21 protein-coding genes are annotated in these 25282 nt (G+C 62.6%); 8 read left to right on the forward strand and 13 right to left on the reverse strand.

Annotation, left to right across the window (positions count from 1 at the left end; genetic code table 11):
- Window positions 1–144 precede the first annotated feature (144 nt).
- Entirely contained in the window at window positions 145–2853 is a 2709-nt protein-coding gene (gene acnA, locus ACZ9AQ_RS08475; RefSeq protein WP_429203320.1) for an aconitate hydratase AcnA, read from the forward strand.
- A 136-nt stretch (window positions 2854–2989) separates the two neighbouring features.
- Here acnA and ACZ9AQ_RS08480 read toward each other — a convergent pair whose 3' ends face one another.
- From ACZ9AQ_RS08480 to ACZ9AQ_RS08505, 6 genes are all read right to left on the reverse strand, one after another.
- Window positions 2990–3247: a PAAR domain-containing protein gene (locus ACZ9AQ_RS08480; protein ID WP_429203383.1), complete on the reverse strand. Its 258-nt coding sequence runs from the start codon at window positions 3245–3247 to the stop codon at window positions 2990–2992.
- 245 nt (window positions 3248–3492) lie between these two features.
- On the reverse strand, window positions 3493–4956 hold the full coding sequence (locus tag ACZ9AQ_RS08485) for a T6SS phospholipase effector Tle1-like catalytic domain-containing protein (RefSeq protein WP_429203321.1): 1464 nt from the start codon (window positions 4954–4956) through the stop codon (window positions 3493–3495).
- Window positions 4953–5573: a DUF3304 domain-containing protein gene (locus ACZ9AQ_RS08490; RefSeq protein WP_429203322.1), complete on the reverse strand. Its 621-nt coding sequence runs from the start codon at window positions 5571–5573 to the stop codon at window positions 4953–4955. The genes ACZ9AQ_RS08485 and ACZ9AQ_RS08490 overlap by 4 nt, the downstream gene beginning before the upstream one ends.
- 347 nt (window positions 5574–5920) lie before the next feature.
- Window positions 5921–6739, reverse strand: coding sequence for a DUF4123 domain-containing protein (locus ACZ9AQ_RS08495; RefSeq protein WP_429203323.1), 819 nt, complete (start codon window positions 6737–6739; stop codon window positions 5921–5923).
- The gene (locus ACZ9AQ_RS08500) at window positions 6736–9393 is read right to left on the reverse strand and encodes a type VI secretion system Vgr family protein (protein ID WP_429203324.1); all 2658 of its coding nucleotides are present in this window, start codon (window positions 9391–9393) and stop codon (window positions 6736–6738) included. The genes ACZ9AQ_RS08495 and ACZ9AQ_RS08500 overlap by 4 nt, the downstream gene beginning before the upstream one ends.
- 158 nt (window positions 9394–9551) lie before the next feature.
- Window positions 9552–10235, reverse strand: a complete 684-nt coding sequence (locus tag ACZ9AQ_RS08505) for a Fe2+-dependent dioxygenase (RefSeq protein ID WP_429203325.1) — start codon at window positions 10233–10235, stop codon at window positions 9552–9554.
- 415 nt (window positions 10236–10650) lie between these two features.
- On the opposite strand from ACZ9AQ_RS08505, the gene ACZ9AQ_RS08510 reads away from it, so the two are divergent.
- On the forward strand, window positions 10651–11904 hold the full coding sequence (locus ACZ9AQ_RS08510; protein ID WP_429203326.1) for a DUF2863 family protein: 1254 nt from the start codon (window positions 10651–10653) through the stop codon (window positions 11902–11904).
- A 222-nt stretch (window positions 11905–12126) separates the two neighbouring features.
- Window positions 12127–12429, forward strand: coding sequence for an SDR family NAD(P)-dependent oxidoreductase (locus ACZ9AQ_RS08515; RefSeq protein WP_429203384.1), 303 nt, complete (start codon window positions 12127–12129; stop codon window positions 12427–12429).
- A 4-nt stretch (window positions 12430–12433) separates the two neighbouring features.
- On the opposite strand, the gene glf is transcribed toward ACZ9AQ_RS08515, so the two are convergent.
- The 6 genes from glf to ACZ9AQ_RS08545 form a co-directional block, all read right to left on the reverse strand.
- On the reverse strand, window positions 12434–13588 hold the full coding sequence (gene glf / locus ACZ9AQ_RS08520) for a UDP-galactopyranose mutase (RefSeq protein WP_429203327.1): 1155 nt from the start codon (window positions 13586–13588) through the stop codon (window positions 12434–12436).
- A 205-nt stretch (window positions 13589–13793) separates the two neighbouring features.
- Window positions 13794–14996: a serine hydrolase domain-containing protein gene (locus ACZ9AQ_RS08525; RefSeq protein ID WP_429203328.1), complete on the reverse strand. Its 1203-nt coding sequence runs from the start codon at window positions 14994–14996 to the stop codon at window positions 13794–13796.
- Window positions 14993–15472 carry a CYTH domain-containing protein gene (locus tag ACZ9AQ_RS08530; protein ID WP_429203329.1) on the reverse strand — a complete coding sequence of 160 codons (480 nt, stop codon included), beginning with the start codon at window positions 15470–15472 and terminating at the stop codon, window positions 14993–14995. Before ACZ9AQ_RS08530 ends, ACZ9AQ_RS08525 begins: the two co-directional genes overlap by 4 nt.
- 3 nt (window positions 15473–15475) lie before the next feature.
- A complete protein-coding gene (locus tag ACZ9AQ_RS08535; protein WP_429203330.1) occupies window positions 15476–16597 on the reverse strand; it encodes a M14 family metallopeptidase in 1122 nt (373 codons plus the stop codon).
- A 141-nt stretch (window positions 16598–16738) separates the two neighbouring features.
- On the reverse strand, window positions 16739–17143 hold the full coding sequence (locus ACZ9AQ_RS08540) for a hypothetical protein (protein ID WP_429203331.1): 405 nt from the start codon (window positions 17141–17143) through the stop codon (window positions 16739–16741).
- A gap of 169 nt (window positions 17144–17312) precedes the next feature.
- A complete protein-coding gene (locus ACZ9AQ_RS08545; protein ID WP_429203332.1) occupies window positions 17313–17630 on the reverse strand; it encodes a KGG domain-containing protein in 318 nt (105 codons plus the stop codon).
- A gap of 336 nt (window positions 17631–17966) precedes the next feature.
- Here ACZ9AQ_RS08545 and ACZ9AQ_RS08550 point away from each other — a divergent pair, with 336 nt between their 5' ends.
- The 3 genes from ACZ9AQ_RS08550 (at window position 17967) to ACZ9AQ_RS08560 (ending at window position 20759) form a co-directional block, all read left to right on the forward strand.
- The gene (locus tag ACZ9AQ_RS08550; protein WP_429203333.1) at window positions 17967–18869 is read left to right on the forward strand and encodes a hypothetical protein; all 903 of its coding nucleotides are present in this window, start codon (window positions 17967–17969) and stop codon (window positions 18867–18869) included.
- 252 nt (window positions 18870–19121) lie between these two features.
- The gene (locus ACZ9AQ_RS08555; protein ID WP_429203334.1) at window positions 19122–20153 is read left to right on the forward strand and encodes a glycosyltransferase family 2 protein; all 1032 of its coding nucleotides are present in this window, start codon (window positions 19122–19124) and stop codon (window positions 20151–20153) included.
- A 6-nt stretch (window positions 20154–20159) separates the two neighbouring features.
- On the forward strand, window positions 20160–20759 hold the full coding sequence (locus ACZ9AQ_RS08560; protein ID WP_429203335.1) for a D-glycero-alpha-D-manno-heptose-1,7-bisphosphate 7-phosphatase: 600 nt from the start codon (window positions 20160–20162) through the stop codon (window positions 20757–20759).
- A gap of 40 nt (window positions 20760–20799) precedes the next feature.
- Here ACZ9AQ_RS08560 and ACZ9AQ_RS08565 read toward each other — a convergent pair whose 3' ends face one another.
- Complete coding sequence (locus ACZ9AQ_RS08565; protein WP_429203336.1) at window positions 20800–21492, reverse strand: cation efflux transmembrane domain-containing protein; 693 nt, start codon at window positions 21490–21492, stop codon at window positions 20800–20802.
- A gap of 66 nt (window positions 21493–21558) precedes the next feature.
- Between ACZ9AQ_RS08565 and cadR the strand changes: the two genes are divergently transcribed.
- Both cadR and ACZ9AQ_RS08575 read left to right on the forward strand, forming a co-directional pair.
- Complete coding sequence (cadR, locus tag ACZ9AQ_RS08570) at window positions 21559–21960, forward strand: Cd(II)/Pb(II)-responsive transcriptional regulator (protein WP_429203337.1); 402 nt, start codon at window positions 21559–21561, stop codon at window positions 21958–21960.
- A gap of 455 nt (window positions 21961–22415) precedes the next feature.
- Window positions 22416–25250, forward strand: a complete 2835-nt coding sequence (locus tag ACZ9AQ_RS08575; protein WP_429203338.1) for a hybrid sensor histidine kinase/response regulator — start codon at window positions 22416–22418, stop codon at window positions 25248–25250.
- Window positions 25251–25282 lie beyond the last annotated feature (32 nt).

Genomic DNA, 25282 nt, shown 5'->3' on the forward strand with positions numbered 1-25282 from the left:
GCGCAGCAGGTTTTTCGAGGTGCCCTGAAGATGCGGCGCGGATTTTCCCGGAACGCCGCGCTGTTCTGTCGCCCGAAGTTATCTGTCCGTTATTTCCGTGAACGCTGCTGTTGAAATAACAATATTCCCACTGAAGGAGAGATTATGTCTCGCAACACTCTGAACACACTGAAGGAATTCCCGATCGGCGCAGGCCAGAGCGGCCAGCTCCATTCGCTGCCGGCGCTGGCGGAAAACCTCGGTGTGAACCTGTCGCGCCTGCCGGTGTCGATCCGTATCGTCCTCGAGTCCGTCCTGCGCAACTGCGACGGCAAGAAGGTCACCGAAGAGCACGTCAAGCAAGTCGCCAACTGGGGCGCGACCGCAGAGCGTACCGACGAGATCCCATTCGTCGTGGCCCGCGTCGTGTTGCAGGATTTCACCGGCGTGCCGCTGCTGGCCGACCTGGCCGCGATGCGCAACGTCGCCGCCAAGATGGGCCTTGACGCGAAGAAGATCGAGCCGCTGGTGCCGGTCGACCTGGTGGTCGACCACTCGGTCACCATCGACCACTTCCGCGAGCCGAACGCGCTCGACCTGAACATGAAACTGGAATTCCAGCGCAACAACGAGCGCTACCAGTTCATGAAGTGGGGCATGCAAGCGTTCGACACCTTCGGCGTGGTGCCACCGGGCTTCGGCATCGTCCACCAGGTCAACCTGGAATACCTGGCGCGCGGCGTCATGAAGCAGGGTGACATGTACTATCCCGACACCCTGGTCGGCACCGACTCGCACACCACCATGATCAACGGCGTCGGCGTGGTCGGCTGGGGCGTGGGCGGCATCGAAGCCGAAGCCGGCATGCTGGGCCAGCCGGTCTACTTCCTGACCCCGGACGTCATCGGCGTCAACCTGAAGGGCAAGCTGCGCGAAGGCTGCACCGCGACCGACCTGGTGCTGACCATCACCGAACTGCTGCGCAAGGAAAAGGTCGTGGGCAAGTTCGTCGAGTTCTTCGGCGAAGGCACCCGTTCGCTGTCGACCACCGACCGCGCCACCATCGGCAACATGGCGCCCGAATACGGCGCGACCATGGGCTTCTTCCCGGTGGACGAAGCCACCGTCGACTACTTCCGCGGCACCGGCCGCACCGAAGAAGAACTGGCGGCCTTCGAAGGCTACTACAAGGCCCAGGGCATGTTCGGCATTCCACAGGAAGGCGAGATCGACTACACCCGCGTGGTGGAACTGGATCTGTCGACCGTGACCCCGTCGCTGGCTGGTCCGAAGCGTCCGCAAGACCGTATCGAACTGGGCCACGTCAAGAATACGTTCACCGACCTGTTCAGCAAGCCGACCACCCAGAACGGCTTCAACAAGAACCCGGACGACCTGCACAAGGTTTACGAGACCACCAACGGCGTGCGCGTGAAGAACGGCGACATCCTGATCGCCGCCATCACCTCGTGCACCAACACCTCGAACCCGAGCGTGCTGCTGGCCGCGGGCCTCCTGGCCAAGAAAGCCGTCGAGCGCGGCCTGACCGTGGCGCCGCACATCAAGTCGTCGCTGGCGCCGGGATCGCGCGTGGTCACCGAGTACCTGACCGCCGCTGGCCTGTTGCCTTACCTGGACAAGCTGGGCTTCGGCGTGACCGCCTACGGCTGCACGACCTGCATCGGCAATGCCGGTGACCTGACCCCGGAACTGAACGCCGCGATCACCCAGAACGACATCATCGCCGCCGCCGTCCTGTCGGGCAACCGCAACTTCGAAGCACGTATTCACCCGAACATCCGTTCGAACTTCCTGGCCTCGCCACCGCTGGTCGTCGCCTACGCGATCGCCGGCAACATGACGAAGGACCTGATGACCGAGCCGGTGGGCAAGGACACCAACGGCGTCGACGTCTACCTGGGCGACATCTGGCCGACCTCGCAAGAGATCGGCGAACTGATGCGCTTCGCGATGAACTCGGAAGTCTTCAAGAAGAACTACGCCGACGTCAAGGGCAACCCTGGCGCGCTGTGGGAACGCGTGTCGTCGACCGAAGGCCAGGTGTACAACTGGCCTGAATCGACCTACATCGCCGAACCGCCATTCTTCGCCGACTTCGAGATGACCCCGAAAGCGGCCGCCACCGGCATCACCGGCGCACGCGCGCTGGGCGTGTTCGGCGACTCGATCACCACCGACCACATCTCGCCGGCCGGTTCGATCAAGGAAGACGGCCCTGCAGGCAAGTGGCTGAAGGAACACAACGTGTTGAAGGCGGACTTCAACTCCTACGGCTCGCGCCGCGGCAACCACGAGATCATGATGCGCGGCACCTTCGCCAACGTGCGCATCAAGAACAAGATGATCCCGCCGAAGGCCGATGGCAGCGCAGTCGAAGGCGGCATCACCATCCATCAGCCGTCGGGCGAACAGATGTCGATCTACGACGCGGCAATGCAGTACGTGTCCGCGGGCACCCCGACCATGATCTTCGGCGGCGAAGAGTACGGCACCGGCTCGTCGCGCGACTGGGCCGCCAAGGGCACCCAGCTGCTGGGCGTGAAGGCCGTGGTCGTGCGTTCGTACGAGCGCATCCACCGCTCGAACCTGGTCGGCATGGGCGTGCTGCCGCTGCAGTTCATCGGCAACGACAGCGTCGAATCGCTGGGCATCACCGGCAAGGAAACCTACGACCTGAAGGGCCTGGAAGGCGAGATCAAGCCGCAACAACTGGCAACCCTGGTGATCCACCGCGAAAACGGCGAATCGCAGGAAGTCAAAGTGCTGCTGCGTATCGACACCCCGATCGAAGTCGACTACTACAAGCATGGCGGTATTCTGCCGTTCGTGCTGCGTCAGTTGCTGGCTGCCTAAATCGGGTAAGCCCGCTCAGGCGGGCTGCCGCTTCAAGCGAAAAGGGCTGGAATCCGGGAGGGTTCCAGCCCTTTTGTGTTTGCATGATCCTGTCCTGCCAGACATTTTCGAGAGTGTCACCAGATGGCAGTGGGAGTCATATTGAAGAGATGAGCTTGGCGCCACACGCGGTGAGATCCTGGTCATATGCGACCTGTTTGCCGTGATGCTTGCGGGTGCTTCCGCTGGGCTGGATCGGGAATTGGCCTTCGCATTTGGGGCAATAAGTAGTATCCCCTTCGACGGCGATTCGCTTGCTGAGCACTGTGAAATCTCCGGCTGCCGATATAACCTCTCCGCCATGGCTGGTTTTATCTCCGAGGCGGATAACGCCGCGTCCGTTTTGATCCTTCATGGTATCTTTTTCCCTTAGATCGTCAGACGGCGCTGGTCCCAGTATCCACATGATGGACCGCCGCAACAGCGTGATCATCGGTACCGAGGTAGACTCTTCGGTAGCGCCAATAACCAGGGCTTTCCAGTATAGGCGAATTAAATCCAGCGAGCGAATCATGCACGTAGTGTTCAAATAATCTGGCGAAAGAAGTAGGCGTCGGCTTGGACTTCTGAGCAATCTCAAGTATAGATCGAGCCTCCGGCTCAAGCGATCTCAATCTCGACAAATCGTATTTTTCGAGACATGATGATGGTTTTCATCGCCGCCTGTGCCATCTGACCGAAACTCCTATGTTTATTCATTCGCCCCATTATATTAGCATCATCGACCAATGTCTTATTATGGCTGAGCAACACCCTCCTATCCATCTCGCCTGCGCGAACGACTTGGCTAGTTGTGTGAAAGCGGTCACGAATTTGCCAACGCCAATTTAGATAAGGTTGAAGCCATTCGTAAACTGGCCGCGGGTTCAACGTAGCTTGGTCAATAAACTCTTCGTAAGCCTTGGCAAGATCGGGGTGAATAGCAAATGGATCATATTCTCCGTCGGCAGGACGTGATTTAGTGATCGGAGCGCCAGCTGCCACAGCACATTCCAGCATATGATTCAAAGGTATCTGTGACAGTTTTTGTGAATCGTCCCCTACCGCAATACCGAGTTCCCCTGGCCGATATCCGCCACCGACGTCACTATGCGAACCCGGATAAGCAAATTGGAGCCAGCCCTGCTGCACTTTTCCATCAATGCCAATGAGATCGAGAGGGAAGTTTCGTCGAAGCTCGTGCATTGCCACCATGTGCACACAGTTTTTAACGGAAGATGGTAAGCGCAGAGCTTCAGCACTAGCCCAAGCGCCGTGCCCCCCAGTTGATTTGGTTGCAAACGCAATTACGCCAGACCAAAATCCCGCCGATGCAACAGTATCGACAATTCCAACAAACCGGAAACGCAACGGCACCCCAGCGAGGCATTCGCCAACAAGCAATTCATTCAACCAGCTACAGAACACTCGTGCTTCCGCTGCACCTCTGGAGAATCCAAAAACATCGATGAAGCATTCTACAATACGAGGCTTTCCAGTCTTGAGTTTTTCCTTCAAGAGCTTACATTGTCGCGTCAAAAAATCCCGCCTATTCCCATCTCCCATCTCCGGCTCCAACAAGCCACTGTCTTCACCGAGCTTCGCCAAATTCTCCTTATCAATTTTAAGATTCACATATGAACCATTACGACACAGGGCAAGAACAGCACTTTTATCAAAAAGGTTTTCAGAATAGCACTGCCGGTGAAGAAAGTTCAATATCTCTAATAAACCGAAGATCACCCGCCCTTCACAGCCAAATGCACAACCAGCGCCCAAAGAGCTTCTCTCATTCTCTCCAATATCAGAAAACTTCGTACCGACCCCCGGAACATAGATTCGATGAGAACCGAGTTTTTCATTTGAATAATAGGCGCCATATAATCTTGCAATATTTGTATGGGAGCGCGAAGGAGAGTCTTCATCGAGGTTGTTGTTAGTTCCATCAAAAAATATTCCCACATTTATTCTATTTTCGCATTTTTTTACGTTACACTCGCTCTCCGGAAGGACCCTCTTAATTTGCGAAGCTGGCGAGGCTTTAACTGGAAGAACTGTAAATTTCGATTCTTTTGTATTTTTCATCTCCAGTCCCCATGTAACTTTCTATCATTGTAAATTTTCCGCTCTAATTCATCCAATTCCCCTTTGCTAAAAATAGCCTTAATAGGACGTCCTGGTGTCGCCACATTTTCCGCCAAGGCATCATCAGCCTGAATTGGATGGAGTTCGCCACTGGATGTATATCTGCTCACCACAATTCGCACGCGCCCATTAGAAAAAAAATGAACATAAAAATCTCCCGGCTCTACGTATGACTCAACCGGCACCTGTGCTTGATATATTCCCTCAAGCTCTACAGTTTCCGGGGCAGTTGGATCAGCGTGCCTAATAATTCGACTCACCTCCCAACGCACGTCTGCTGATAGATTTGAACTCGGTTGCCTTGGTAAATTCACACAACATCTTCTACTACCGCCCCCACCGCCTTCTCCAACGTTATCACTGATACTTTTGTTGATATAGAAATTATTGACGACATGATCTGCGCCAAGATGATGAACGCCTACGACGTCAGCAGGAAAGCGTTCTTCTTTCACGTCTTGCTCTAACATCCTTAAGCCGAGCGAGACGAATATTCCCGCCGCCACCAGTGAAATTCCCAGCCTCCGCCATGAATAGAATTTTTTGATTAGTTTCATAGATTCCTGGAGCCTTTACATGAGAGCAGGGAATGCGTCTACCACTAAGATTTATTCCTCGAGACAAACTTGTCTTTCGCACACGATTTTACTAAGCCGTTCGTGGAAATATTTAGCTTAACTATTCCCAAAGATGTTTAAGTTGATTGGCATTCTGATACCGGAGAAATTTTATTCGGAAAAATGCGAAAATCGTCACGCATCATCGCCAATCTCCGTATTTCTTTCTATCACGGTCGATTTCACGCTGATGCTCAGCGAGCTCTTCGTCTGTCAGACACCTCACCCTAAGAGCAATAAGGAATGAGAAATCGAACTTGGAGTAACCAAGAGCAGTTCAACTGTCCCTACATTCGCGCCACGAGTTCCTTCAATCGAGCAGAAAATATATCAATATTACTTAATGCAAGACACTCGCGAACCTCACTCCTATTTAGAATACCCCCCTGTGTTGTTAACACTGCCTCAGTCAAAAATGTCAGGAACAGTGGATTAGAGTTGCCAGCGGCTCGCCATACCTCAAGAGCGCCTCGTGCCCAAGCATGCTGTTCCACGGTATTGCCAGGAAAATTGGCCCCGTGACGCATCATTTTCGCTTTTGCAATAAGGTGGTCGGGTTCGCTGGCCTCGTCGAGCATTGCCAACTGTTCCCAATCCAGGCAAAAGGGCGTCGGTGCACGAGCATCTGATTCGATCAACGGCAAATGGATGATCGATCCTGATCTATCGTGTACTGCCCAACGCGCTATAGGCCCTCTCATTGCCCCCCATTGAGCCGGCGTCAGTACAGATGAGAGCGTTGCTAGGACCGCACAATCAGCATATCTGAGCGTGAACTGTTTACCGTTCGGATCGACAATGAAAATAAAGTGGCGCAAATGGTGGACGAGCTCTCCAAGTTTCAATTCGCTTTCGATAATCGACGTGTGTAATGCCGGCTTACACGCGCTCACATAGCCCATGACTTTCTCGATGTCACCGGCTTCATAAGCCGCCTCGACGTCGATCAGGAGCGGACTAACCTCCAATGCGCGTTGCGCGTAAACCGGTGCCAGCCAGATCGGGCGACTCTTTGCATCGGCATGCGCATAACCAGCCGAAAGGTCGTGCAACAGGCCGTTATCGATCAAGAGATACACAGACAGTTCTCCGTTGCCGCCGCTCATTCCGCCTCCACCAATGGACTATGCGCACGCGCCGCCGCCAGCATGCAGGGAATGCAAATGTCGTGATGCGGCAGCTCGTCAGGAAATTGCACCTCAGACGCCTTCTTCGCAAAGGTCTGATGGTCGGCGGCATACATGTGGCTGTTCCCAGTCGTGTTGCCGACAATGCCTTCGGCACTGATCTTCAATTCACTGCCACCGCCATAGATGCGAACGCCCTTTCTCGCCTTGATTTCGATCCAATCCGTGGTGCTGATCAGCTCCATGACTTTCTTGGCAATCTGATGAATGGCGCCGTCGTGCGCCTCGGTGCGGATATCGCCCCGCGCCGCAACATGCTTGATGCCACCGTCGTTCGTGAAAGCGCTGAGTCCATTGGTCGCGCGTACCGACGTCCGCCCGCCGGCCGCCAGATGCGTATCCGCAGCCGTGATCAGGTCGATATTCTTTTCGGCGCCCAGCGCCAGGCTTTCCGCGCTCGCCATGACGATCCCGGCCGGTCCGCTGACGGCGACGATGGGTGCGCCGCCAGCACTGCCCTCGACGGCATTGGTCCCATGATCCAGATGCCTGAGCTTGTCCACCAGCTGGGTCAGCAGAGGTCCGTTGTCCGGATCCTTGGCATGGGTTTCGGCAAGCTTTGCCAGTTGGTCCGCGATGTCGCGCAGTCCGTCGGCAAGTCCGGTCAGTTCGGCCCGATCCAGTTGATTGCCTTCGGCCCTGGTCTTGCCATCCGCAGTGATCAGCACACCCTTACCGCCGCGGATCGCCACGGCATGGTCGCTGCGCAGCTCCGCGCCTTCGCCACGGGGCTGACGGCGCTCGCCCCTTGGATGCGTCAGCCAACCCAGATTGAGCTGTGAAGCGCCATCGTCGCTGGCCAGCTGCGCGCTGATTTCATGAGGCGTGTCGTCGAATCGGAGTTGATTGGCGCGCCATCCCTGAATTTCCTGACTGCGTATGCCGGACAAATACCGCGTGGCAGGCAGGTTCGCGTTCTTGCTCAACGGCGGTGGCAAGGCATGTGCGTTGTAAAGTTGAGAGATGATGATCGGCTTGTCCGGGTCGCCGCCGATGAACGCGACCAGCACCTCGGTCCCGACTCTCGGCAGAGTCAGATTGCCGCAATGTGAATCTCCTGTACCAGCCCAGTGGTTTGCCACCCTCACCCAGGCTGAATCCGTGTCGGTCGCCGACGCGCCGGCGCCCCCGGCGTGCTGATGATCGGCCGGACGCGTTGCCGGAAACCGGATCTTGACGCGACCATACTCGTCGCAATGAACGACCTCGTTCTGCGCTCCGACCACGAGCGCGATCTGAAGACCGGGGTCGCGCAGATCGGTCCGTGGATCGAATGCCGGGACAATCGGAATGGCACGCCGCACGGCTTCGAATCGCATCTGGAAAGGATTGGCGTTCTCGCCCGCGGCAGGCCCGCCTTGTCGACTATCCCAGCCATTGCACGCGAACAGCCGCTGCACCCGTTCTTCCAGGCTTCTCGGCAGGTTGTTTCGCGCCCTGACGTCGAGCGCCGTGATGACGAAATCGCGTTCGGCCACGGGATGGCCATCGATCTCGGGATGATTCATGATCGTGAAGTATTCCCCTACGCGAAAATCGCGCACGGTTCCCTCTCCGATAAAGCACTTCGAATCGAGTTCTTTACGCTGCATGCGCAATAGTCCCAGACGGTACAGCTGGTCGCCGTCCGTTGCGGCATGCGGAGATTCGACGATGTATTCCTGCACCGCGCCGGCCAACCGGTTGCCTGAAGCGCCTTGATCGATCTTGCCGGGCACCTCGGTTACCATCGCCGGAGCGTTTCCCGGTTGTTTGTAGTCCCAGCTGAATACACTCGCACTACCCGCCTGGAACTTGCGCACGGCTCCCCAACGCGTGACGGAATCGCGCTCTTCGGTGGCATCATCGCGGTGATAACGGACTACGCCGGCATCATTCCGGGCAAGACTGCTATGGGCGTCGAACAGCACCAGCGTGTGCGCTGCCGCCCACTCGCTCGCCTGACCGTTCTGTTGCAAGACGCGACTGCTGCCGGGTCGGAAGAACCATGCAATGCCGGAACGGCCGAGAAGCCGCCGCACGAATACAGCATCGGATTCGTTGAACTGGATTGTCTGCTCACGTCCGGGATAGTTTTCAAGACGAAATCCATCTGCAAACTCGTAGTCGAAGGCTCCAGCCTGCGCACCGTATATCTGAAGCCATTCCTTCAGCACGACGACCACGATTTCGGGCCAGCTCAAGCACCGGAAGACACGCGTATTGATACGCTGCTCCATGATCGTCATCACATCGCAAAGGATGATGCGATAGCTGGAGATCGCCCCATCGGATTCACCCGAGTTGGCTTGGGCGATGACACCACTGACTTGCCTCAGCCGTCCCCGGTCAGTGACGAACTCCAGGGTTGCCGGCCGGCCGATAAAATCCTTCAGTGGAAGACGGCACGAGGTCGCCACACAATCGATCTGGTACTTGAAGCCACCGCATACGGTTTCAGTACCATGAATCGATTGGGGGAGCAGCATGTCGCTGCCCGGTTTGTCCTGGCCGGATATCCTCAGCCTGATTGGACGATTATCAGCAGTCAGGTCGCTTCCAGACTGCAGGGGACTGCTGAGGTCAGGAGCCATGCCCACGCTATCCTCCAGTTATTTCTCACCGGAACAAGCATGGATTCTGGCAACTCCTGAGTGCGCATCCTTGAGAATGGGCAAATTTCTCGACGCTGCTGCATGGAAGAGCTTACCGATGTCTCGTTAACGCGCGGCGAAGGTCCTCCCTGCAGGCATCACACCTCGGCCCACATCCTCAGCAGATTGTGATAATGCGCCGTCAACCCCACCGTGATCTCCGACTCCCCATGCTGCGCGCGCAGCTTCTGGATCTGGGTGTCGAGATCGAACAGCATGCCGCGCTTGCCGTCGTCGCGCACCATGCTCTGGGTCCAAAGAAAAGAAGCCACCCGTTCGCCGCGCGTCACCGGCCGCACCTGGTGCACGCTGCCCGACGAATACACGATCGCGTCGCCCGCCGCCAGCTTGACCTCGTGCGCGCCGTACAGGTCGACCACTTCGAGCTCGCCGCCTTCGTATTCGTCCGGCTCGCTCAGGAACACGGTGGTCGAGACGTCGGCCCGCACCGGCGCCCCGCCGCCGCGCTGGGCGCGGATGGCGCCGTCCACGTGAAGCCCGTAATGCTCGCCGCCGCCGTAGGCGTTGAAGTACGGCGCCAGCACCCGCAGCGGCAGTACGCTGGAAAAGAACAGCGGGTTCGCCATCAGGGCCGCGCTCACGATCTGGCCCAGCTCGGCGGCCAGCGGCGTGCCCTCGCCCAGTTGGCGGTTGCGCTTGACCTTCGCGCCTTGCGGGCCGACGCTCTCGCGGCCATCTAGCCATTCCGGCGCGCCCGCCATGCGGGCGCGGATATCGGCCACCTGGTCCGGCGTCAGCACGCCGGGAATATGCAGCATCATGTCGTTCGTCTTCTTAGCGAGCCAACAAAAAAATCCCTCCTGACGGCGTCAGGAGGGCTGAATCCGGTTGCCCGGCGGGGGTGGTACTCCGTGACACATCCGCCAGCGCTTTCCCGGTCGCCGGCGGCTACTGCAACACAAGCTAAATACACAAGGTATATACACAAACCAGATACAGCTCGAACACACCAATCGCTCTTCCCAAACATTATTGAATGAGAATTATTCTCATTATCTATCGTGTTGGTGCAATGTGCAAGCGATCGCATGCCCTTTTTTCATCTGCAGGCCATCGCGCCCCGGCACACCCATTGTTCATGACCTGTGGCCGAATCAACTACAATACCGGGGATATGGGTTTATCATCACCCCCAGGACTTTCGAAACATTCACTGACAAGAGACCCACCAGCGCCATGCGTCGTCCTTCCAAAGATTCAACTCCAAAACTTTCCGCAGAAAGCCAGCGCCTCGTCAGCCTCTCGCAAGCCCTCATGCAAGCCGCCAGCCGTGCCGAAGAGCGGGCGTGGGAACGCCAACTCGACACCTGCCTGCAAAAGCTGCTCAAGACCAATCATCAGGACAGCATCGACGCTGCCCTGAACGCCCTGTTCAAGGACGACCTGGCTTCCTACGACGTGCTGATGGATACCGTCGAGGCGGTCAGCGAATCGGCCACCATGGTCGAGCAGGCCGATGGCGGCGACGTCACCTGGCAGGCGCTGCTGGTCGCGGCGCCGATCCTGGCCTGGACCCGCTTCTCGATCGCCACCGGCGCCATCCCGAACGACATGCTGTCGACCCTGGGCGCCCACTTCTCGGCCCATCTGCTGGCCGAAGGCACCAGGATGGCGATCGCGCCCACCCTGTACTCGCTCGACCAGCTGCCGCGCACCCACGCCGAAACCGCGGCGCTGACGCAAAAGCTGGCCACCGCCGCCCACAAGGGCAGCACCATCAAGCCGGCCCAGCACCTGGACGACACCGCGCCCTTCCTGGCCGACACCCGCTACCTCTTGATCGCGATCGTCGCCCCGGCCGGCGAGCCTCTGTTCCGCTGGCAAGAGCCCCAGCACCACCTGCGCTTCGCCGAAGAGCGCAATCGCAGCCTGGAGCAGTGGCGCGCCCAGGCCACCGCAAATATCGCACGCCTGCTGCCGGGCTGCGGCATCGAACTGCTGCTGCCGGAAGCCTATTACGTCGCCTGCCGCGAGGCCGACAAGCTGATCCGCCCGATCTCGATCCGCGCCGCCGTGCACTACCTGACCAATATTCTGGGCGTGGAAGCGTCCGACCTGCGCGCCGTGATCGCCGGCTTCGGCGAAGAGTCGCCGGACATCCAGATCGACGAGTACCGCGTCTCGTTCACCATGCGCCAGAGCGCCGACGTGGTGTATGGCATCGTCTGGCCGCTGTACGGCCAGGAAGACGAGAACGGCACGCCGATGGAAGGCCCGCTGGCGGTCACCGCCACGGCGCTGTCTCCGATCAACGAGATCGCGGCCCACCTCAACGACGCCGGCATCGCCCACATCAAGCGCATCAACGAACGCTACGTGGCCGAGTACTGCGACGACTGCGGCGCGCCGCTGTTCGCCGACCCGACCGGCGAACTGGTGCATGCGGAAATGCCGGAAGACGCGCCAGCCGGCACCGAGCACTTCCACTGACCTCGCTCACGCTCCCGCCGCGGCGGGAGCGTCACCTCTCTCCCTGCCCCTCTTGCAACAAGCGCCGGCGTGATGAAACGCCGCGCCAGCCCCTTCACGCACCAGCCCGGCAAGACTTTCACCAGCGCGCCGCGATGATGGCGCTGTCTTGACGGTGGCGATCCAGCGATTGTATGCCGTTGGTTGACAATCAAACGACTTCGGACAGGTTAGTTTCCACTCCTGGTCGGCGGCACGCCGCCGACGGCGAAGGCGGTGCTGACGCACATGAAGGAAGACGGACGCAACGTCGACATCAGCAGCACCAATGCGCTGCACATGCCGATGGTGGACGGGTCGGTGTATGCGATGAGCAAGCCGGCGCCGGGCGGCCTGACCCGGGGACTGGCGCGCGAACCGGGGCCGCGCGGGAACATGATCAATGATGTGCTGCCGGGGCCGGCCAACACGGACATGAACCCGGAAAAGACCGGGTTCGGCGCCGACCTGTGGATCGACGGCGGCTGCCGCATGAGCGCGGCCTGAGCCGTTATGCCATCGGATCGATGGTGAAGGCCGGCATGCGTTCGCCGTTCCTGGCGCTGTCGAGGAACTTGTCGGCAGTGAGCAGCGCTTCGTGGATGGTGACGTCCATGTCCAGGTAGCGGTACGTGCCCAGGCGGCCGACGAAGGTGACGTTCTCTTCGTTTTTCGCCTTGTTCACGTACAGCTCCAGCTGCGCCTTCTCGCGCGTCTGGCGGATCGGGTAGTACGGCACGTCCTTCTCTTCGCACTGGCGACTGTACTCGGCGTAGCAAATGGTCTTTTCGTGCTTTTCCCACGGCGAGAAGTGCTTGTGCTCGGTGATACGGGTGTATTTCTTGTCGTCGTCGCAGTAATTGATGACGGCATTGCCCTGGTAGTCGCCGTCGGCGCGGAAGGTGTCGAAGTCGAGCGTGCGGTAAGGCAGGCGGCCCTCCTCGTGCTTGAACCAGGCGTCGATCGGGCCGCTGTAGAACACGTGGGCGTAATTGCCTTTGTCCGCCGGATCGAAGGCCGTGCTCAGGTGCACGGTCACGCCCGGCACGTCGATGATGTTCTGCACCAGCGCCGTGTAGCCGTCGGCCGGCATGCCCTGGTATTTGTGGTTGAAGTAATTGTCGTCGTAATTGAAACGCACCGGCAGGCGCTTGAGGATGCTGGCCGGCAGCTCGCTCGGGTGCAGGCCCCACTGCTTGATCGTATAGGTCTTGAAGAAGGCTTCGTACAGCTCGCGGCCAACGAAGCGCAGCGCCTGCTCTTCGAAGGTGGTCGGGTTCTCGATCGACTTGTCGCCCAGGCTCTGCAGGAATTCCTGCGCCTCGGCCGGCCCCATGGTCTTGTTGAAGAACTGGTTGATGGTCAACAGGTTGATCGGCAGGGTGAACACCTTGCCGCCGGTGATGGCCTTGACGCGGTTGACGTAAGGCTTGAACTCGGCGTAGCGGTTGACGAATTCCCAGGCGCGCTCGTTATCGGTGTGGAAGATGTGAGGGCCGTAGACGTGGACCATGACGCCGGTCTCGGCGTCGCGTTCGGAATAGCAGTTGCCGGCGATGTGGGGACGCGATTCGAACACGTCGACGGTATAGCCGGCCTGCGCCAGCTGGTTTGCGATCACGGCCCCGGAGAATCCAGCGCCGACGATGGCGATATTCTTGTTCATTCTTGTGTGTCCTGGTGGTGTTGGCAATGCCGGAGCGTATGCCTGACCTCGACCCGACCGGGTTGACTGCAAGAACAGATTGTCGGATTTAACCAGAGGACACACAACACCGCATCGCGGGTGGGATTAATGATAAAAATATATCACTCAAACCCCGTTTTGCCCCGCACAATTGGCGCGGCCCGCGTTGCGGATAGTGGACGTTTTATTGACGGATAGCGGCGATGACACGGGTGGCGAACTCGGCCGCGTTGCCGGCATGCCAGCGCCATACGATCACCAGATCATGCTCGGGCGACACGACGATGTCATTGCTGCCCGCTCCCAGCGCCGCGAAGGCGGTGGCCGGCATGCCTGGCAGGTTCTTGCCCTTGGTATTGAGCCACCACAGGTAGCCATAGTCCGGACCATGGGCGCTCGGCGTGAGCGCTTGCTTCACGTAAGAAGTGGGGAGGATCTGCCTGCCGCCCCAGTTGCCCTGGTGGAGCCACAGGTAGCCGAAGCGCGCCATGTCCCAGCTGTCGATCCACATGCCGCCGCCCCAGCGCGTGCCGCCGCTTACCGACGGCAATTGCTTGCCGTTCACTTCCACATAACTGTTATGGTAGGGAACCCATTTCCAGGTCGGCGACGCGCCGATCGGATCCATGACTTGCTGCTGGAACACGTCCGGCACCGATTGGCCGAACACGCGCAGCAGCGACAGGGCGAAGCGGTTCACGCGCGTGTCGTTGTACTCATAGAAGCTGCCCGGCGCCTTGATCGCGCGCGGCTTCTTCTCGCCCTTGCCGAAGGCTTGCTTGCCGATGAAATCGCTGTGCTTGCCCCACAGCTCGCCTTCCCACTCGGATTCCTGCTGCAGGTGCTGCTTCCAGGTCACTTGCGCGTTGTGCGGCGCGGCGTAGCCGCCGTCGTTCACCGTCTTCGCCACCGGGTCCTCGACCTGGATGCGGCCGTCGCGCACCGCGACGCCGGCGACGGTCGCCAGCATGCTCTTGGCCACCGAATAGGTCGGATCGACGAAGCGCGTGTCGCCGAACTCGGCCACCACATAGCCCTTGTAGATCACGACGCCGTTGGTCTGGGCGCGCCGGGTCGGCATCGAGCCCAGGCGGGTGCCGAAGATGGCTTCCTGGTCGGACAGGTCGAGCGGACGCTCGGTCTCGCGCGATTGCGCGAACCGGACGGCCGCGGCCAGGGCCGCCGGGTCCATGCCCAGCTGGGCCGGGTCCTTGCGGGCCCATTCGCCGGCCGGTGGGAAATAGGCCAAAGGCGAGGCCACAGGCGAGGCCGCATGCGACGCCGCATCGCCGGCGCCGGGCGCGCCGGCGGCCGGCAGCGCCAGGCCCAGCGCGGTGGTGAAGGAAAGTGCGAGCAGGCTGCGGCGGCGGTGGGTAACGATGGTCATCGGTCGGTATCGGTCCAGGTGGAATACGGGGAACGGATCAGGTTGGAGTTGTAATAGCGCTTGTCGCCGGTGACTTCCTGGCCGACCCAGTCCGGCTTGTCAAAAACGGCGTCTTCGGCCGGCAACTCGATCTCGGCCACGATCAAGCCCGCGTTATCACCCAGGAATTCATCGACCTCCCAGGTAAAGCCCGCGTGCGCGATGCGGCGCCGGTATTTTTCCACCAGCGGCCGCTCGCACAGGCGGTCGAGCAGTTCGGCGGCTTCGCCCAGCGGGATCGGGTATTCCCACTCGCCGCGCGCGGCGCCTTCGCTCTTGCTCTTGATCGTGAGGAAGCCCTGGTCGCCGTAGATGCGCGCCCGCACGGTGCGCGCCGGGTCCGAATTCAGGTAACCCTGGCGCACCAGGACGGGCGTGCCGAGCTGGCGCCAGGCGTCGCCCGCGACCAGGAACTTGCGCTCGATCTCGAGGCCCATGGATCAGCCCAGCGCCTGCAGGATCGGCTGCAGCATCGCCGCGCCCAGGCCGGCGCTGCGCGCGCCGTTCCAGCCGACGTGCGGGTCGGGCAGGTTGGCGTTGTCCTTGAACGGCATCTCGAGCGTCAACGACAGGCATTTGTAGTGGTGGCCGACGTATTTGGAGGCCAGCGTCAGCAGCTCGTCGTTGTACTTGCTGGCGGCGTAGCCGTATTCCTTCTGGAAGTCCGGGCTGCAGGCGATGTAGCGGTCGATGAAGGCGCTCTGCTCCAGCGCGCGCTCGGCGGTGAAGTTGTCGAGCATCTCGCAGCCGGCCACGAAGTTATAGGGCAGCGCTTCGTCGCCATGGATGTCGAAGAACATGTCGACGCCGACTTCCTCGATCTTCTGCTTGACGCAAACTACTTCCGGGCTGCGCTCGAGCGACGGGTTCATCCACTCGCGGTTCAGGTTGGCGCCGGCGGCATTGGTGCGCAAGTTGCCGCGCACCGAGCCGTCCGGGTTCATGTTCGGCACGATGTAGAACACGGCGCGCTGCAAGAGCTTCCTCGCCACCGGATTGGCGTTGTCGAGCAGCGCATCCATCATGCCTTCGACGAACCATTCGGCCATCGATTCACCCGGGTGCTGGCGGGCGATGACCCAGATCTTTTTCTCTGCCTGCGGATTGCCGATCACCACCAGGTTCATGTCGCGGCCGTCGACCGTGCTGCCGATATCGATCACGCGCGCGATCGGGCTCTCGGCCACTTCGCCCAGCAAGCGCAGGTGGCGTTCCCAGGTGTAGGGCTCGAAATAGGCGTAGTAGACGCTGTCCAGTTCCGGGGTGTGGTTGATGGTCATCACCTGGCCGTCGAAGCTGGTGGGGACGCGGAACCAGTTCTCGGTATCGTAGCTCGCGACTGCCTGGTAGCCCTCGAAGCCCTTCGGATAGGTGGCCTGGCCGGCGTTCAGGAAGCGCATCGTGACCGCCTGGCCGCGCGCGCCCTGCAGGCGGAAGTGGAACCACTGGTGGATATCGGCGTGCGAATCCTTGCGCAGGTTCAGGTCGATCTGTCCGGCGTTGTCGGCGCGGACGACGTCGATCGCGCCGGAGTCGAACATCGTGCTGATCTTGATGGGCATCGTGGGATCCTTTCATGGCCCGTCGCGGTGGACGGTGTGCGAATATCGGAAGCATCGGGCGCCAGCCCGACGTTGGCCCGGCCATGATACCGGATCGGCCATGCCGACCGCTGATGCCGGGCCGGGCCGCGAGCGCGTGTTTTACTGCGCGTCGAGGTCGATCAGGTCCTTCGCGTACATGTCCATGATCTGGCGCATCAGTTCGACGTTGCCGCGGTCGAGGACGACGGTCAGGTCGGGCTTGCGGTCGAGCACGAAGGTCATGCGGATCGCGCCCGGCAGTTCCTTGCAGTTCACGTATTGCGCGCGCGGCACGTGGGGACTGTCCCAGTCGGCCTGGGTGATGCCGGGACCGGCAGGCGGCGGTTTCAGCTGCGGATCGCGGTTGACCGGCAAGTGCCTGAGCAGCCAGAACACGATCGAAGCCGGGACGTGGACGCCCACGTCGCTCGCGCCCTGGGTGGAGAACTTGGTGAGCAACAGGTTGCCGACCCGGTCGCAGGACATGGACAGGCTCTTGACTTGACGGATGACCGCTGGTTTCACGACGTTGATCCTTGGGGGAAGGTTGAAAAAGGCGCAGCGATTCTACCTTATCCCATTCGCGTTTTGTGTGTATTACAGGCAAAACAAAAGCAAAACGGGAAGCCCCCAGCTTCCCGTCGCATTTCCCGCGCCGGCCTCCGACCGGCGGCAGGCATATTCGGTTGCCAGCTTATTCTTTCGAGCCGCCGCTGCGGTTGCCGCCCTGGGTGCTCTGGCGGTTGCCGCTCTTGGTCGAGGTGCGCGATGCCGTGCCGGCGCCGGCGCTGGCCGACTGGCGATTACCGTGGCTCAGGCTGCCGGCGCGGCGTGCCTCTTCCGACGTGAATTCGTGGGCGGTGCCCTTGGCATGGGCGGCCTTGCCGCCCTGGCTGGCGATTTCGCGCTGACGCGCCGGATCCATCGAGGCGAAGCCGCGATTGCGGGTGCCGCTGCTCTGGCTGCTGCCCTGATTGCCAGATTGCTTGTTACCTTGATTACTTGAGGCCATGATCACGCTCTCCCTTATACACTATGGAAACCGCCGCGTCCTGCGGCAGGCTTGAGACCCGTCGCCGCCGGACCGGCGCCGGCGAACGATGAGTCGAAGCCCATCTTAGGCAGGCATCTCCGATGCGGCTATAGGAGGATTTCAGATGACTTTGTAGGACATCGCGCGACAAATAATGCATGTGCGAAAAATAACTTCCAGTAATCAACAAACTCGTCAGGATCAGTCCTACACCGTCCCCCTACCTCTTCCTATTCTGTACGGCGCGCGCGGCGCGCATCATGGCGGTCTGCGGCAGGAATCCGACCTGCCTGTCTATCAGTACAGGAGACCGTCATGACTACCGACAAGCAAGACAAGCACACGCTCCCCGGCAACCAGGCCGACTATGGCGCCAATGAAAAAGGCGTCCCCGGCGCCAAGGGCATCACCCGCGATGGTCCGCTGGACCATACCTACCCCAACGCGGCCAGCCGTCAGCAAGGCAATTCCGCGATCGACGAGTCGGGCGGCAGCCGGGCGCAGGGCGGCTCGATGCAGGGCCAGCAGTCAGGCGGCAGCGGCACCACCCAGGGCGTGACCGACAGCCACGAGCGCCAGATGGGCATGCACTCCGACGCCTGGGGCAAGCTCGAGCAGCCGGTCGGCAACCGCCAGCGCGATACCGGCGTCTCGGTGACCGGCGACGCTCTGAACCGCCAGGGCAAGACCCAGACCGGAGACACGCTCAATCCGCAGGATCCGGCGCACCCGCAGCTGCACGGCGCCGAACCGGGTCGCGACGGCCGCGTGCCGGGCACCGCGGCGCCGGAGCCGATCGGCACCGAGGCCGGCGTGCCGGGCGTGCAGCACGGCGACATCTACGGCAACCGCCAGGGCGCCTCTGATAATCGCGCCGACACCCAGGACGCCAGCGCCAGCCGGATCCAGCGAGAAGTCGACGCCGCTGCGGCGCGCGACGCGGGCAGCAACCCCGGCAGCAGCGCGGGCCGCGACACGGGCAGCCACGACGTCCACCAGTCGAACGATGTGGCCGGCGGCCTGCCGCGCAGCCCGGGCAACTCCGGCCTGCGCACCGAGGGCGAAGGCTACCAGGTGGGCGGCAGCATGCATGCCGATCCGAACCCGGTGCACGAGTCGAACGACGCTGCCGGCGGCTACCCGCGCAGCCCGGGCGGAGCCAACAAGCTGGCGGGCGACCGCAAGATGGACGACGACACCGGTTTCTCGCGCGGCTGACGAAGCGTCATCCCGCACCACAGCCCTGGCGTTGTGTGGACGGCCTGGCCGTCCACGCGTTCAACCAGCGTCCGGATTGCCACGGATCCGGTGTGATCTGGACGCATGGGCGCCCGAAGGTGTATTTCCGCCTTCGTGCTTGATCCATCTCCAAGCCGTACCGGACCGCAGGAACCGCTTCATACGCATGGCAATCGAACCGCTCGACATCGCCACGATCATGCCGTGGCGCGAGACCAGCGGAGACATCCCATGCCTGCTACGGACGATGCCCACAATCCCGCCACGCCCAACGCCACGCCCGCCGCCATCCCCACGGTTTCCGTCGTGCTGCCGGCCTGCGGCCGCATGGACCTGCTCGACCGCAGCCTGGACGCCCTGATGCGCCAGAGCGTCGATCCGCGCAGCGTCGAGGTCATCGTCGTGGACGACGAACCCAACCACAATACGCTGCACCTGGTGGCCGGCTGGCGCACCCGCACGCTCGAGCGCGGGCCGCGGCTGGCGTATGTCGCCAATACCGGGCCGCGCGGGCCCGGCGCCGCGCGCAACCGCGGCTGGCGCGCGGCGCGCGCCGACGTCATCGCCTTCACCAGCGACGACGCCGTGCCCAGCCCCGACTGGCTGGCCCAGGGGCTCGCCGCCTTCGACGGCGGCGCCGACGTCGTCTGCGGCCGCATCGAGACCCCGGTGCCGGCCCGCCCCACCGACCGCCAGCGCAGCGCGCATGCGCACGAGCTTGCCGATTTCACCAGCGCCAACTGCTTCGTCCGCAAGCCGGTGCTCGAACGGCTCGACGGCTTCGACGAGCGCTTCAGCGTCCAGCGCGGCAGCGACGCCGACCTGCACTTCCGCCTGCTCGAACAGGGCATCCGCATCGTGCGCGCGCCGCAGGCGCTGGCCGTGCACCCGGTACGTCCGGCGCCCTGGGGTGCGAGCCTGCTGCAGATCCGCCATGCCGTGTTCGACGCGCTGCTGTACAAGAAGCATCCGACGCTCTACCGCGAACGCATCGAAGCGCATCCGTGCTGGGACCACTACGCGATCGTCGCCGCCTTGCTGCTGGCCCTGCCCTGCTGGGCGCTGGGCGTGCGCTGGCTGGCCCTGGCCGCCACCCTGGCCTGGCTGGCGCTCACGGTGCGCCTGTTCCTGCGCCGCCTGAAGGGCACCGCCCACAGCGCCTCGCACGTGGCCGAGATGGCGATCACCTCGATCCTGCTGCCGCCACTGTCCGTGTTCTGGCGCCTGGCCGGCGCGGTGCGCTACCGCGTGCGCTTCGCCTGAGCGCGCATGAAAGCCATCTTTCTTGACCAGGACGGCACGCTGGTCGACGACATCCCATTCAATGCCGAGCCGCGCCGCATCCGCCTGGTGAGCGGGGCCGGCGCGGCGCTGCGCATGCTGGCCGAGCTCGACTATCGCCTGTTCGTGGTCTGCAACCAGCCGGGCATCGCGCACGGCTGTTTCACCGAAGAGGCAATGGGCCCGGTCTCCGACCGCCTGGGCGACCTGCTGTTTCGCGAACAGCTCACCCTCGCAGGCTTTTACTATTGCCCGCACCACCCACTCGGCACCGTCAGCGACTATGCCTTCGCCTGCGCCTGCCGCAAGCCCTCGCCCGGCATGCTGCTGCGCGCGGCGCACGAACACGCCATCGACCTGCGCGCCTCCTGGATGATCGGCGACATCCTGCATGACGTCGAGGCCGGCAACCGCGCCGGCTGCCGCACCCTGTTGATCGACAACGGCAACGAGACAGAATGGCGCCTGGGACCACGCCGCCTGCCCACGCGCATCGCGCCAGACCTGGTCAGCGCGGCCAGGCTGATCGCCCGGCATGGCGAGCGCGAAGACCTGCGGCCGCAGGCGGGCTCGCAACCGCAGGGATGACGTTCTTGAAGTATGTGCGAAACGGCGGGATACCCGCCGCTCAGCGCCGCCGGATCTCGACGACCGGCGCAGGAGTGGCCGTGGGCGTGGGCGTGGCCGAGGGCAAGCTTGCCGGCGCCTGCGTCCGCAACTCGGCGCGCGCCTGCCGTATCACTTGGCGCGCCGCCGACAAACCAAGGCACGCCAAGATGCTCGCCACCACGATGTCCGGCCATGCGGCGCGGGCGCCGAACACGCCCAGCGCGGCCAGCATCACGGCCAGGTTGCCGATCATGTCGTTGCGCGTGCACAGCCACACCGAGCGCATATTGGCGTCGCCGTTGCGAAACGCGTACAGCATGGCCGCTACCGCGCCATTGGCGGCCAGCGCCAGCAGGCCGACCGCCCCCATGGTGGGGGCATGCGGCAGGTGGCCGTCGAGGCCGAGCCACAGCGACCGCGCCAGCACCAGCACGCCGAAGACGCCCATCACGACGCCCTTGGCATAGGCCGCGCGCGAACGCCACACCACGGCCATGCCCAGCACGAACAGCGACACCCCATAATTGGCGGCGTCGCCAAGAAAGTCGACCGAGTCGGCCAGCAGCGACACCGATCCGGCAGCCAGGCTGCTGACCAGCTCCACGCCGAACATGACGAAGTTGATGAACAGCGCCGCCCACAGCACCCTGCGGTAACGCCCGTCGGGCGGCGGCGTGGACGGACTGCAGGAACCGGAACAGCAAGCGGACATGAGCGCACCTCCAATGACGATAAACCATTAGAATCCCTGTAGTAACTACAAGGTCAAGGGAAGATCATGCTGATGCGCATTGGTGAGTTGGCGAAACTGACGGGCTGCCAGTCCGAGACAATCCGTTTCTACGAGCAAAAGGGATTGCTGCCGCCGCCGGTCAGGTCGCAGGCGAATTACCGGATGTACGACGCCAGCCACGCCGAGCGGCTGCATTTCATCCGCCGCTGCCGATCGCTGGACATGTCGCTGGGCGAGGTGGAAACCCTGCTCGGCTACCAGGACCAGCCGCACCGCTCCTGCAGCGGCGTCAACGCGCTGGTCGACCACCAGCTGTCCGAGATCGACCGCCAGATCCTGGAGCTGAGCAAGCTGCGCGCCGAACTGTCGAGCCTGCGCGAGCGCTGCGATTCGACCCGGCCCGCCGGCCAGTGCGCCATCCTGCGCGAGCTGACCGTCCACGCCTGAACGTCGCCTGCATTCCCGGATCGTCGGGCGTCGCCTGGCCGTCGCCGCATACCCGCTCTCCGATCAGCACGCCGTGGATCACGGCGCCATGCCCGCCGGGAGGCGCAAAAAAAAATCCGCCGACCGCAAGGCCGACGGAACAACGCAGTATCCGTTGAGGGATCACGCGGAGAGACACGGGAGCAATCTTAGCAACCGATGGTGTCAACTTGATGACAACGCGACGCCGGGATCCCGCCGCTGTCGCGGCTGCGCCGGGTTCGACTGCGCCTGCGCCAGTGCCGAACCGGAGACCGCCCAGCTGGTGCGCGAGCACTGGCGCCAGGAGCACGACTGGCCGCTGGTCGGCATGCCCGACGGCGTCGTGATCAAGAACCCGCGCTGCACACGTTACAATTGCCGACAGAACAATCGCCCGTAGCGTTTACGGCTCTCCACCTTTTACTTCAAACACCTTGAACTCCAGTTTCAGCTTCCTGGCCGGCGGCGGCGAGATGGGCGCCCTCATGCGCGCCTACGATTGGGACGACAACCCGCTCGGCCCGCCCGACGGCTGGCCTTCGACCCTGAAGACGGTGCTGCGGGTACTGCTGTCGAGCAATCACCCGATGTTCATCTGGTGGGGCGACGACCTGATCCAGTTCTACAATGACGGCTACCGCCAGACCATGGGCCCGGAGCGCCATCCGGCCGCTCTCGGCCAGCCCGGCCGCCCGTGCTGGGAAGAAGCCTGGGACCTGATCGGACCGGACATCGAGCGCGTCATGCGCGACGGCACCAGCGCCTGGTACGAGGACCGCCTGGTCCCGCTGACCCGCAACGGCCGTCGCGAAGACGTGTGGTGGACCTACGGCTACAGCCCGATCGAGGACGAGGCCGGCATCCACGGGGTGCTGGTGATCTGCAACGACGTAACCGAAGACCACCTGCTGCGGCAGCGCCTGGAGCAGACGAACCACGCGCTGATCGAGACCATGGACGATGCGTTCTGCCTGATCGACCTGGTCTACGATGAACAGGGTTGTGCGGTCGATTACGTCATCCTGGAAGCCAACCGCGCCTTCGCCCGCCATACCGGCCTCGCCGACAGCGTGGGCAAGACCGCGCGCCAGCTGGTGCCGGACCTGGAACAGCGCTGGATCGCCACCTACGACGAGATCGCGCGCACCGGCGTGGCGCGGCGTTTCGAGGAATTCTCGCAGGCGATGGGCCGCTGGTTCACCGTCTACGCCAGCCCGATCGCCCATCCGGTCGAGCGCCGCGTGGCCCTGCTGTTTACCGACATTACCGACCAGAAGAACGCCGAGCGCGCGCTGCAGGCCAGCGAAACGGCGGCGCGCGCCGCGGCCAGCCAGGCCGAGGCCGACCGTCGTCGCCTCGATGCGCTGCTCAGCTCGGCGCCGGTCGGCATCGTCTACGCCGATGCGAACGGCGCGCTGTCGTCCGTCAACCACATGAACCGCCAGCTGTGGGGAGAACATCCGATGCCCACCAGCCAGGATCAATACGCCGTGTGGCGCGGCTGGTGGGCTGACGACTCGGAGCGCCACGGCAGGCCGATACGGTCGGACGAATGGGCGCTGGCGCGCGCGCTGCGAGGCGAGCAGGTCGAGGCCGACGTCGTCGAGATCGCCCCCTTCGGCCGCCCGGACGAGCGCCGCACGCTGCTCACCCGCGCCACCGCGATCCGCGCGGAAGATGGCGCCATCGCCGGCGCGGTGGCGGCCTCGATGGACCTCACGGCCCAGGTCGACACGCAGCGCGCGCTGCGCGAAAGCGAAGAAAAATTCCGCACCATTACCGACGCGATGCCGCAGATGGTGTGGTCGTGCCGGGCCGACGGCGAGAACGATTATTCGAACCGGGGCTGGGCCGACTTCACGGGCCTGTCCAGCACCGAGCTGCTCGGCACCCACTGGGTCACCGTCATCCACCCCGACGACCTGCCGACGCTGCAGGCGCTGTGGGCCGGGAGCCGGGCGAGCGGGGCCCTGTTCGAGCTCGAACACCGGCTGCGCCACCACAGCGGCGAGTACCGCTGGGTGCTGAACCGCGCGCTGCCGGTGCGCGACGAGGCCGGCCGCATCACCCGCTGGATGGGCACGGTCACCGACATCCACGACCAGAAGCTGGCCGCCGAAGAACTGAAGGCGGCAAACGCGCGCAAGGACGAGTTCCTGGCCATGCTGGCGCACGAACTGCGCAACCCGCTGGCGCCGATCAGCACCGCGGCCCAGATGCTCAGGCTGTCCGGCGTCGACCCGAAGCGCATCGCCCACGCCAGCGACGTCATCAACCGCCAGGTGCGGCACATGGTCGAGCTGGTGGACGACCTGCTCGACGTCTCGCGCGTGACGCGCGGGCTGGTCGAGCTGGAGCGCGAACAGGTCGACCTCAAGTCGGTGATCCAGAGCGCCATCGAACAGGCGCGCCCACTGATCGAAAAGAAGGGCCACACCCTGTCGACCCGCCTCGGCGCGGCCAACGTCACCGTCATTGGCGATCGCAAGCGGCTGGTGCAGGTGATGGCGAACCTGATCAACAATGCGGCCAAGTACACGCCGGAAGCCGGCGAAATCACGGTGTCCGCCGACGCCGTGCCGGACGCGGGACAGGTCAAGCTGAGCGTGAAGGACAATGGCATCGGCATCGATGCGACGCTCCTGCCCGACGTATTCGAGTTGTTCACGCAGGCCAAGCGCACGCCCGACCGCGCCCAGGGCGGGCTCGGGCTTGGCCTGGCGCTGGTGCGCAGCATGGTCGACCTGCATGGCGGGCAGGTACAGGCGCACAGCGACGGGCCGGGGCGCGGCAGCTGTTTCAGTGTGGTCCTGCCGCTCGGCGCCGATGGCGCTGATGACGACGCACGGCGGCGCGAGGACGACGCAACGCTGGCTGCGCATTCGACGCTGCGCATCATGATCGTCGACGACAACCGCGACGCCGCCGAATCGCTGGGCATCGTGCTGTCGGCGGTGGGGCACACGGTGCAGGTCGAGGATTCGTCGATGGCGGCGCTGCGACGGGTGCAGCAGGACGGCTTCGACGTCTGCCTGCTGGATATCGGCTTGCCGGATATGGATGGCTACCAGCTGGTAGGGGCATTGCGCGCGGCGCCGCTGGTGGCCGGCGCGGCCATGATCGCCCTGAGCGGCTACGGCCAGCCGCAAGACATGGCGGCGTCGAAACGGGCCGGGTTCACCAGGCACCTGGTCAAGCCGGTGGACGTCGGCCAGTTGCTCGATATGCTGGACGAGCAGGGTCCGGCATCGCAGGGATCGCCGCCTTGATGTGAAAAAAGCCAGCTCGAGAGCTGGCTTTT

The sequence above is a fragment of the Massilia sp. UYP34 genome (assembly GCF_056279385.1).

Bases quoted from the DNA above. Each gene is read 5' to 3' on its own strand.
- acnA (WP_429203320.1), top strand. From the start codon at position 145: ATGTCTCGCAACACTCTGAACACACTGAAGGAATTCCCGATCGGCGCA.
- ACZ9AQ_RS08480 (WP_429203383.1), bottom strand. From the start codon at position 3,247: ATGAAGGATCAAAACGGACGCGGCGTTATCCGCCTCGGAGATAAAACC.
- ACZ9AQ_RS08485 (WP_429203321.1), bottom strand. From the start codon at position 4,956: ATGAAAAATACAAAAGAATCGAAATTTACAGTTCTTCCAGTTAAAGCC.
- ACZ9AQ_RS08490 (WP_429203322.1), bottom strand. From the start codon at position 5,573: ATGAAACTAATCAAAAAATTCTATTCATGGCGGAGGCTGGGAATTTCA.
- ACZ9AQ_RS08495 (WP_429203323.1), bottom strand. From the start codon at position 6,739: ATGAGCGGCGGCAACGGAGAACTGTCTGTGTATCTCTTGATCGATAAC.
- ACZ9AQ_RS08500 (WP_429203324.1), bottom strand. From the start codon at position 9,393: ATGGCTCCTGACCTCAGCAGTCCCCTGCAGTCTGGAAGCGACCTGACT.
- ACZ9AQ_RS08505 (WP_429203325.1), bottom strand. From the start codon at position 10,235: ATGATGCTGCATATTCCCGGCGTGCTGACGCCGGACCAGGTGGCCGAT.
- ACZ9AQ_RS08510 (WP_429203326.1), top strand. From the start codon at position 10,651: ATGCGTCGTCCTTCCAAAGATTCAACTCCAAAACTTTCCGCAGAAAGC.
- glf (WP_429203327.1), bottom strand. From the start codon at position 13,588: ATGAACAAGAATATCGCCATCGTCGGCGCTGGATTCTCCGGGGCCGTG.
- ACZ9AQ_RS08525 (WP_429203328.1), bottom strand. From the start codon at position 14,996: ATGACCATCGTTACCCACCGCCGCCGCAGCCTGCTCGCACTTTCCTTC.
- ACZ9AQ_RS08530 (WP_429203329.1), bottom strand. From the start codon at position 15,472: ATGGGCCTCGAGATCGAGCGCAAGTTCCTGGTCGCGGGCGACGCCTGG.
- ACZ9AQ_RS08535 (WP_429203330.1), bottom strand. From the start codon at position 16,597: ATGCCCATCAAGATCAGCACGATGTTCGACTCCGGCGCGATCGACGTC.
- ACZ9AQ_RS08545 (WP_429203332.1), bottom strand. From the start codon at position 17,630: ATGGCCTCAAGTAATCAAGGTAACAAGCAATCTGGCAATCAGGGCAGC.
- ACZ9AQ_RS08550 (WP_429203333.1), top strand. From the start codon at position 17,967: ATGACTACCGACAAGCAAGACAAGCACACGCTCCCCGGCAACCAGGCC.
- ACZ9AQ_RS08555 (WP_429203334.1), top strand. From the start codon at position 19,122: ATGCCTGCTACGGACGATGCCCACAATCCCGCCACGCCCAACGCCACG.
- ACZ9AQ_RS08560 (WP_429203335.1), top strand. From the start codon at position 20,160: ATGAAAGCCATCTTTCTTGACCAGGACGGCACGCTGGTCGACGACATC.
- ACZ9AQ_RS08565 (WP_429203336.1), bottom strand. From the start codon at position 21,492: ATGTCCGCTTGCTGTTCCGGTTCCTGCAGTCCGTCCACGCCGCCGCCC.
- cadR (WP_429203337.1), top strand. From the start codon at position 21,559: ATGCTGATGCGCATTGGTGAGTTGGCGAAACTGACGGGCTGCCAGTCC.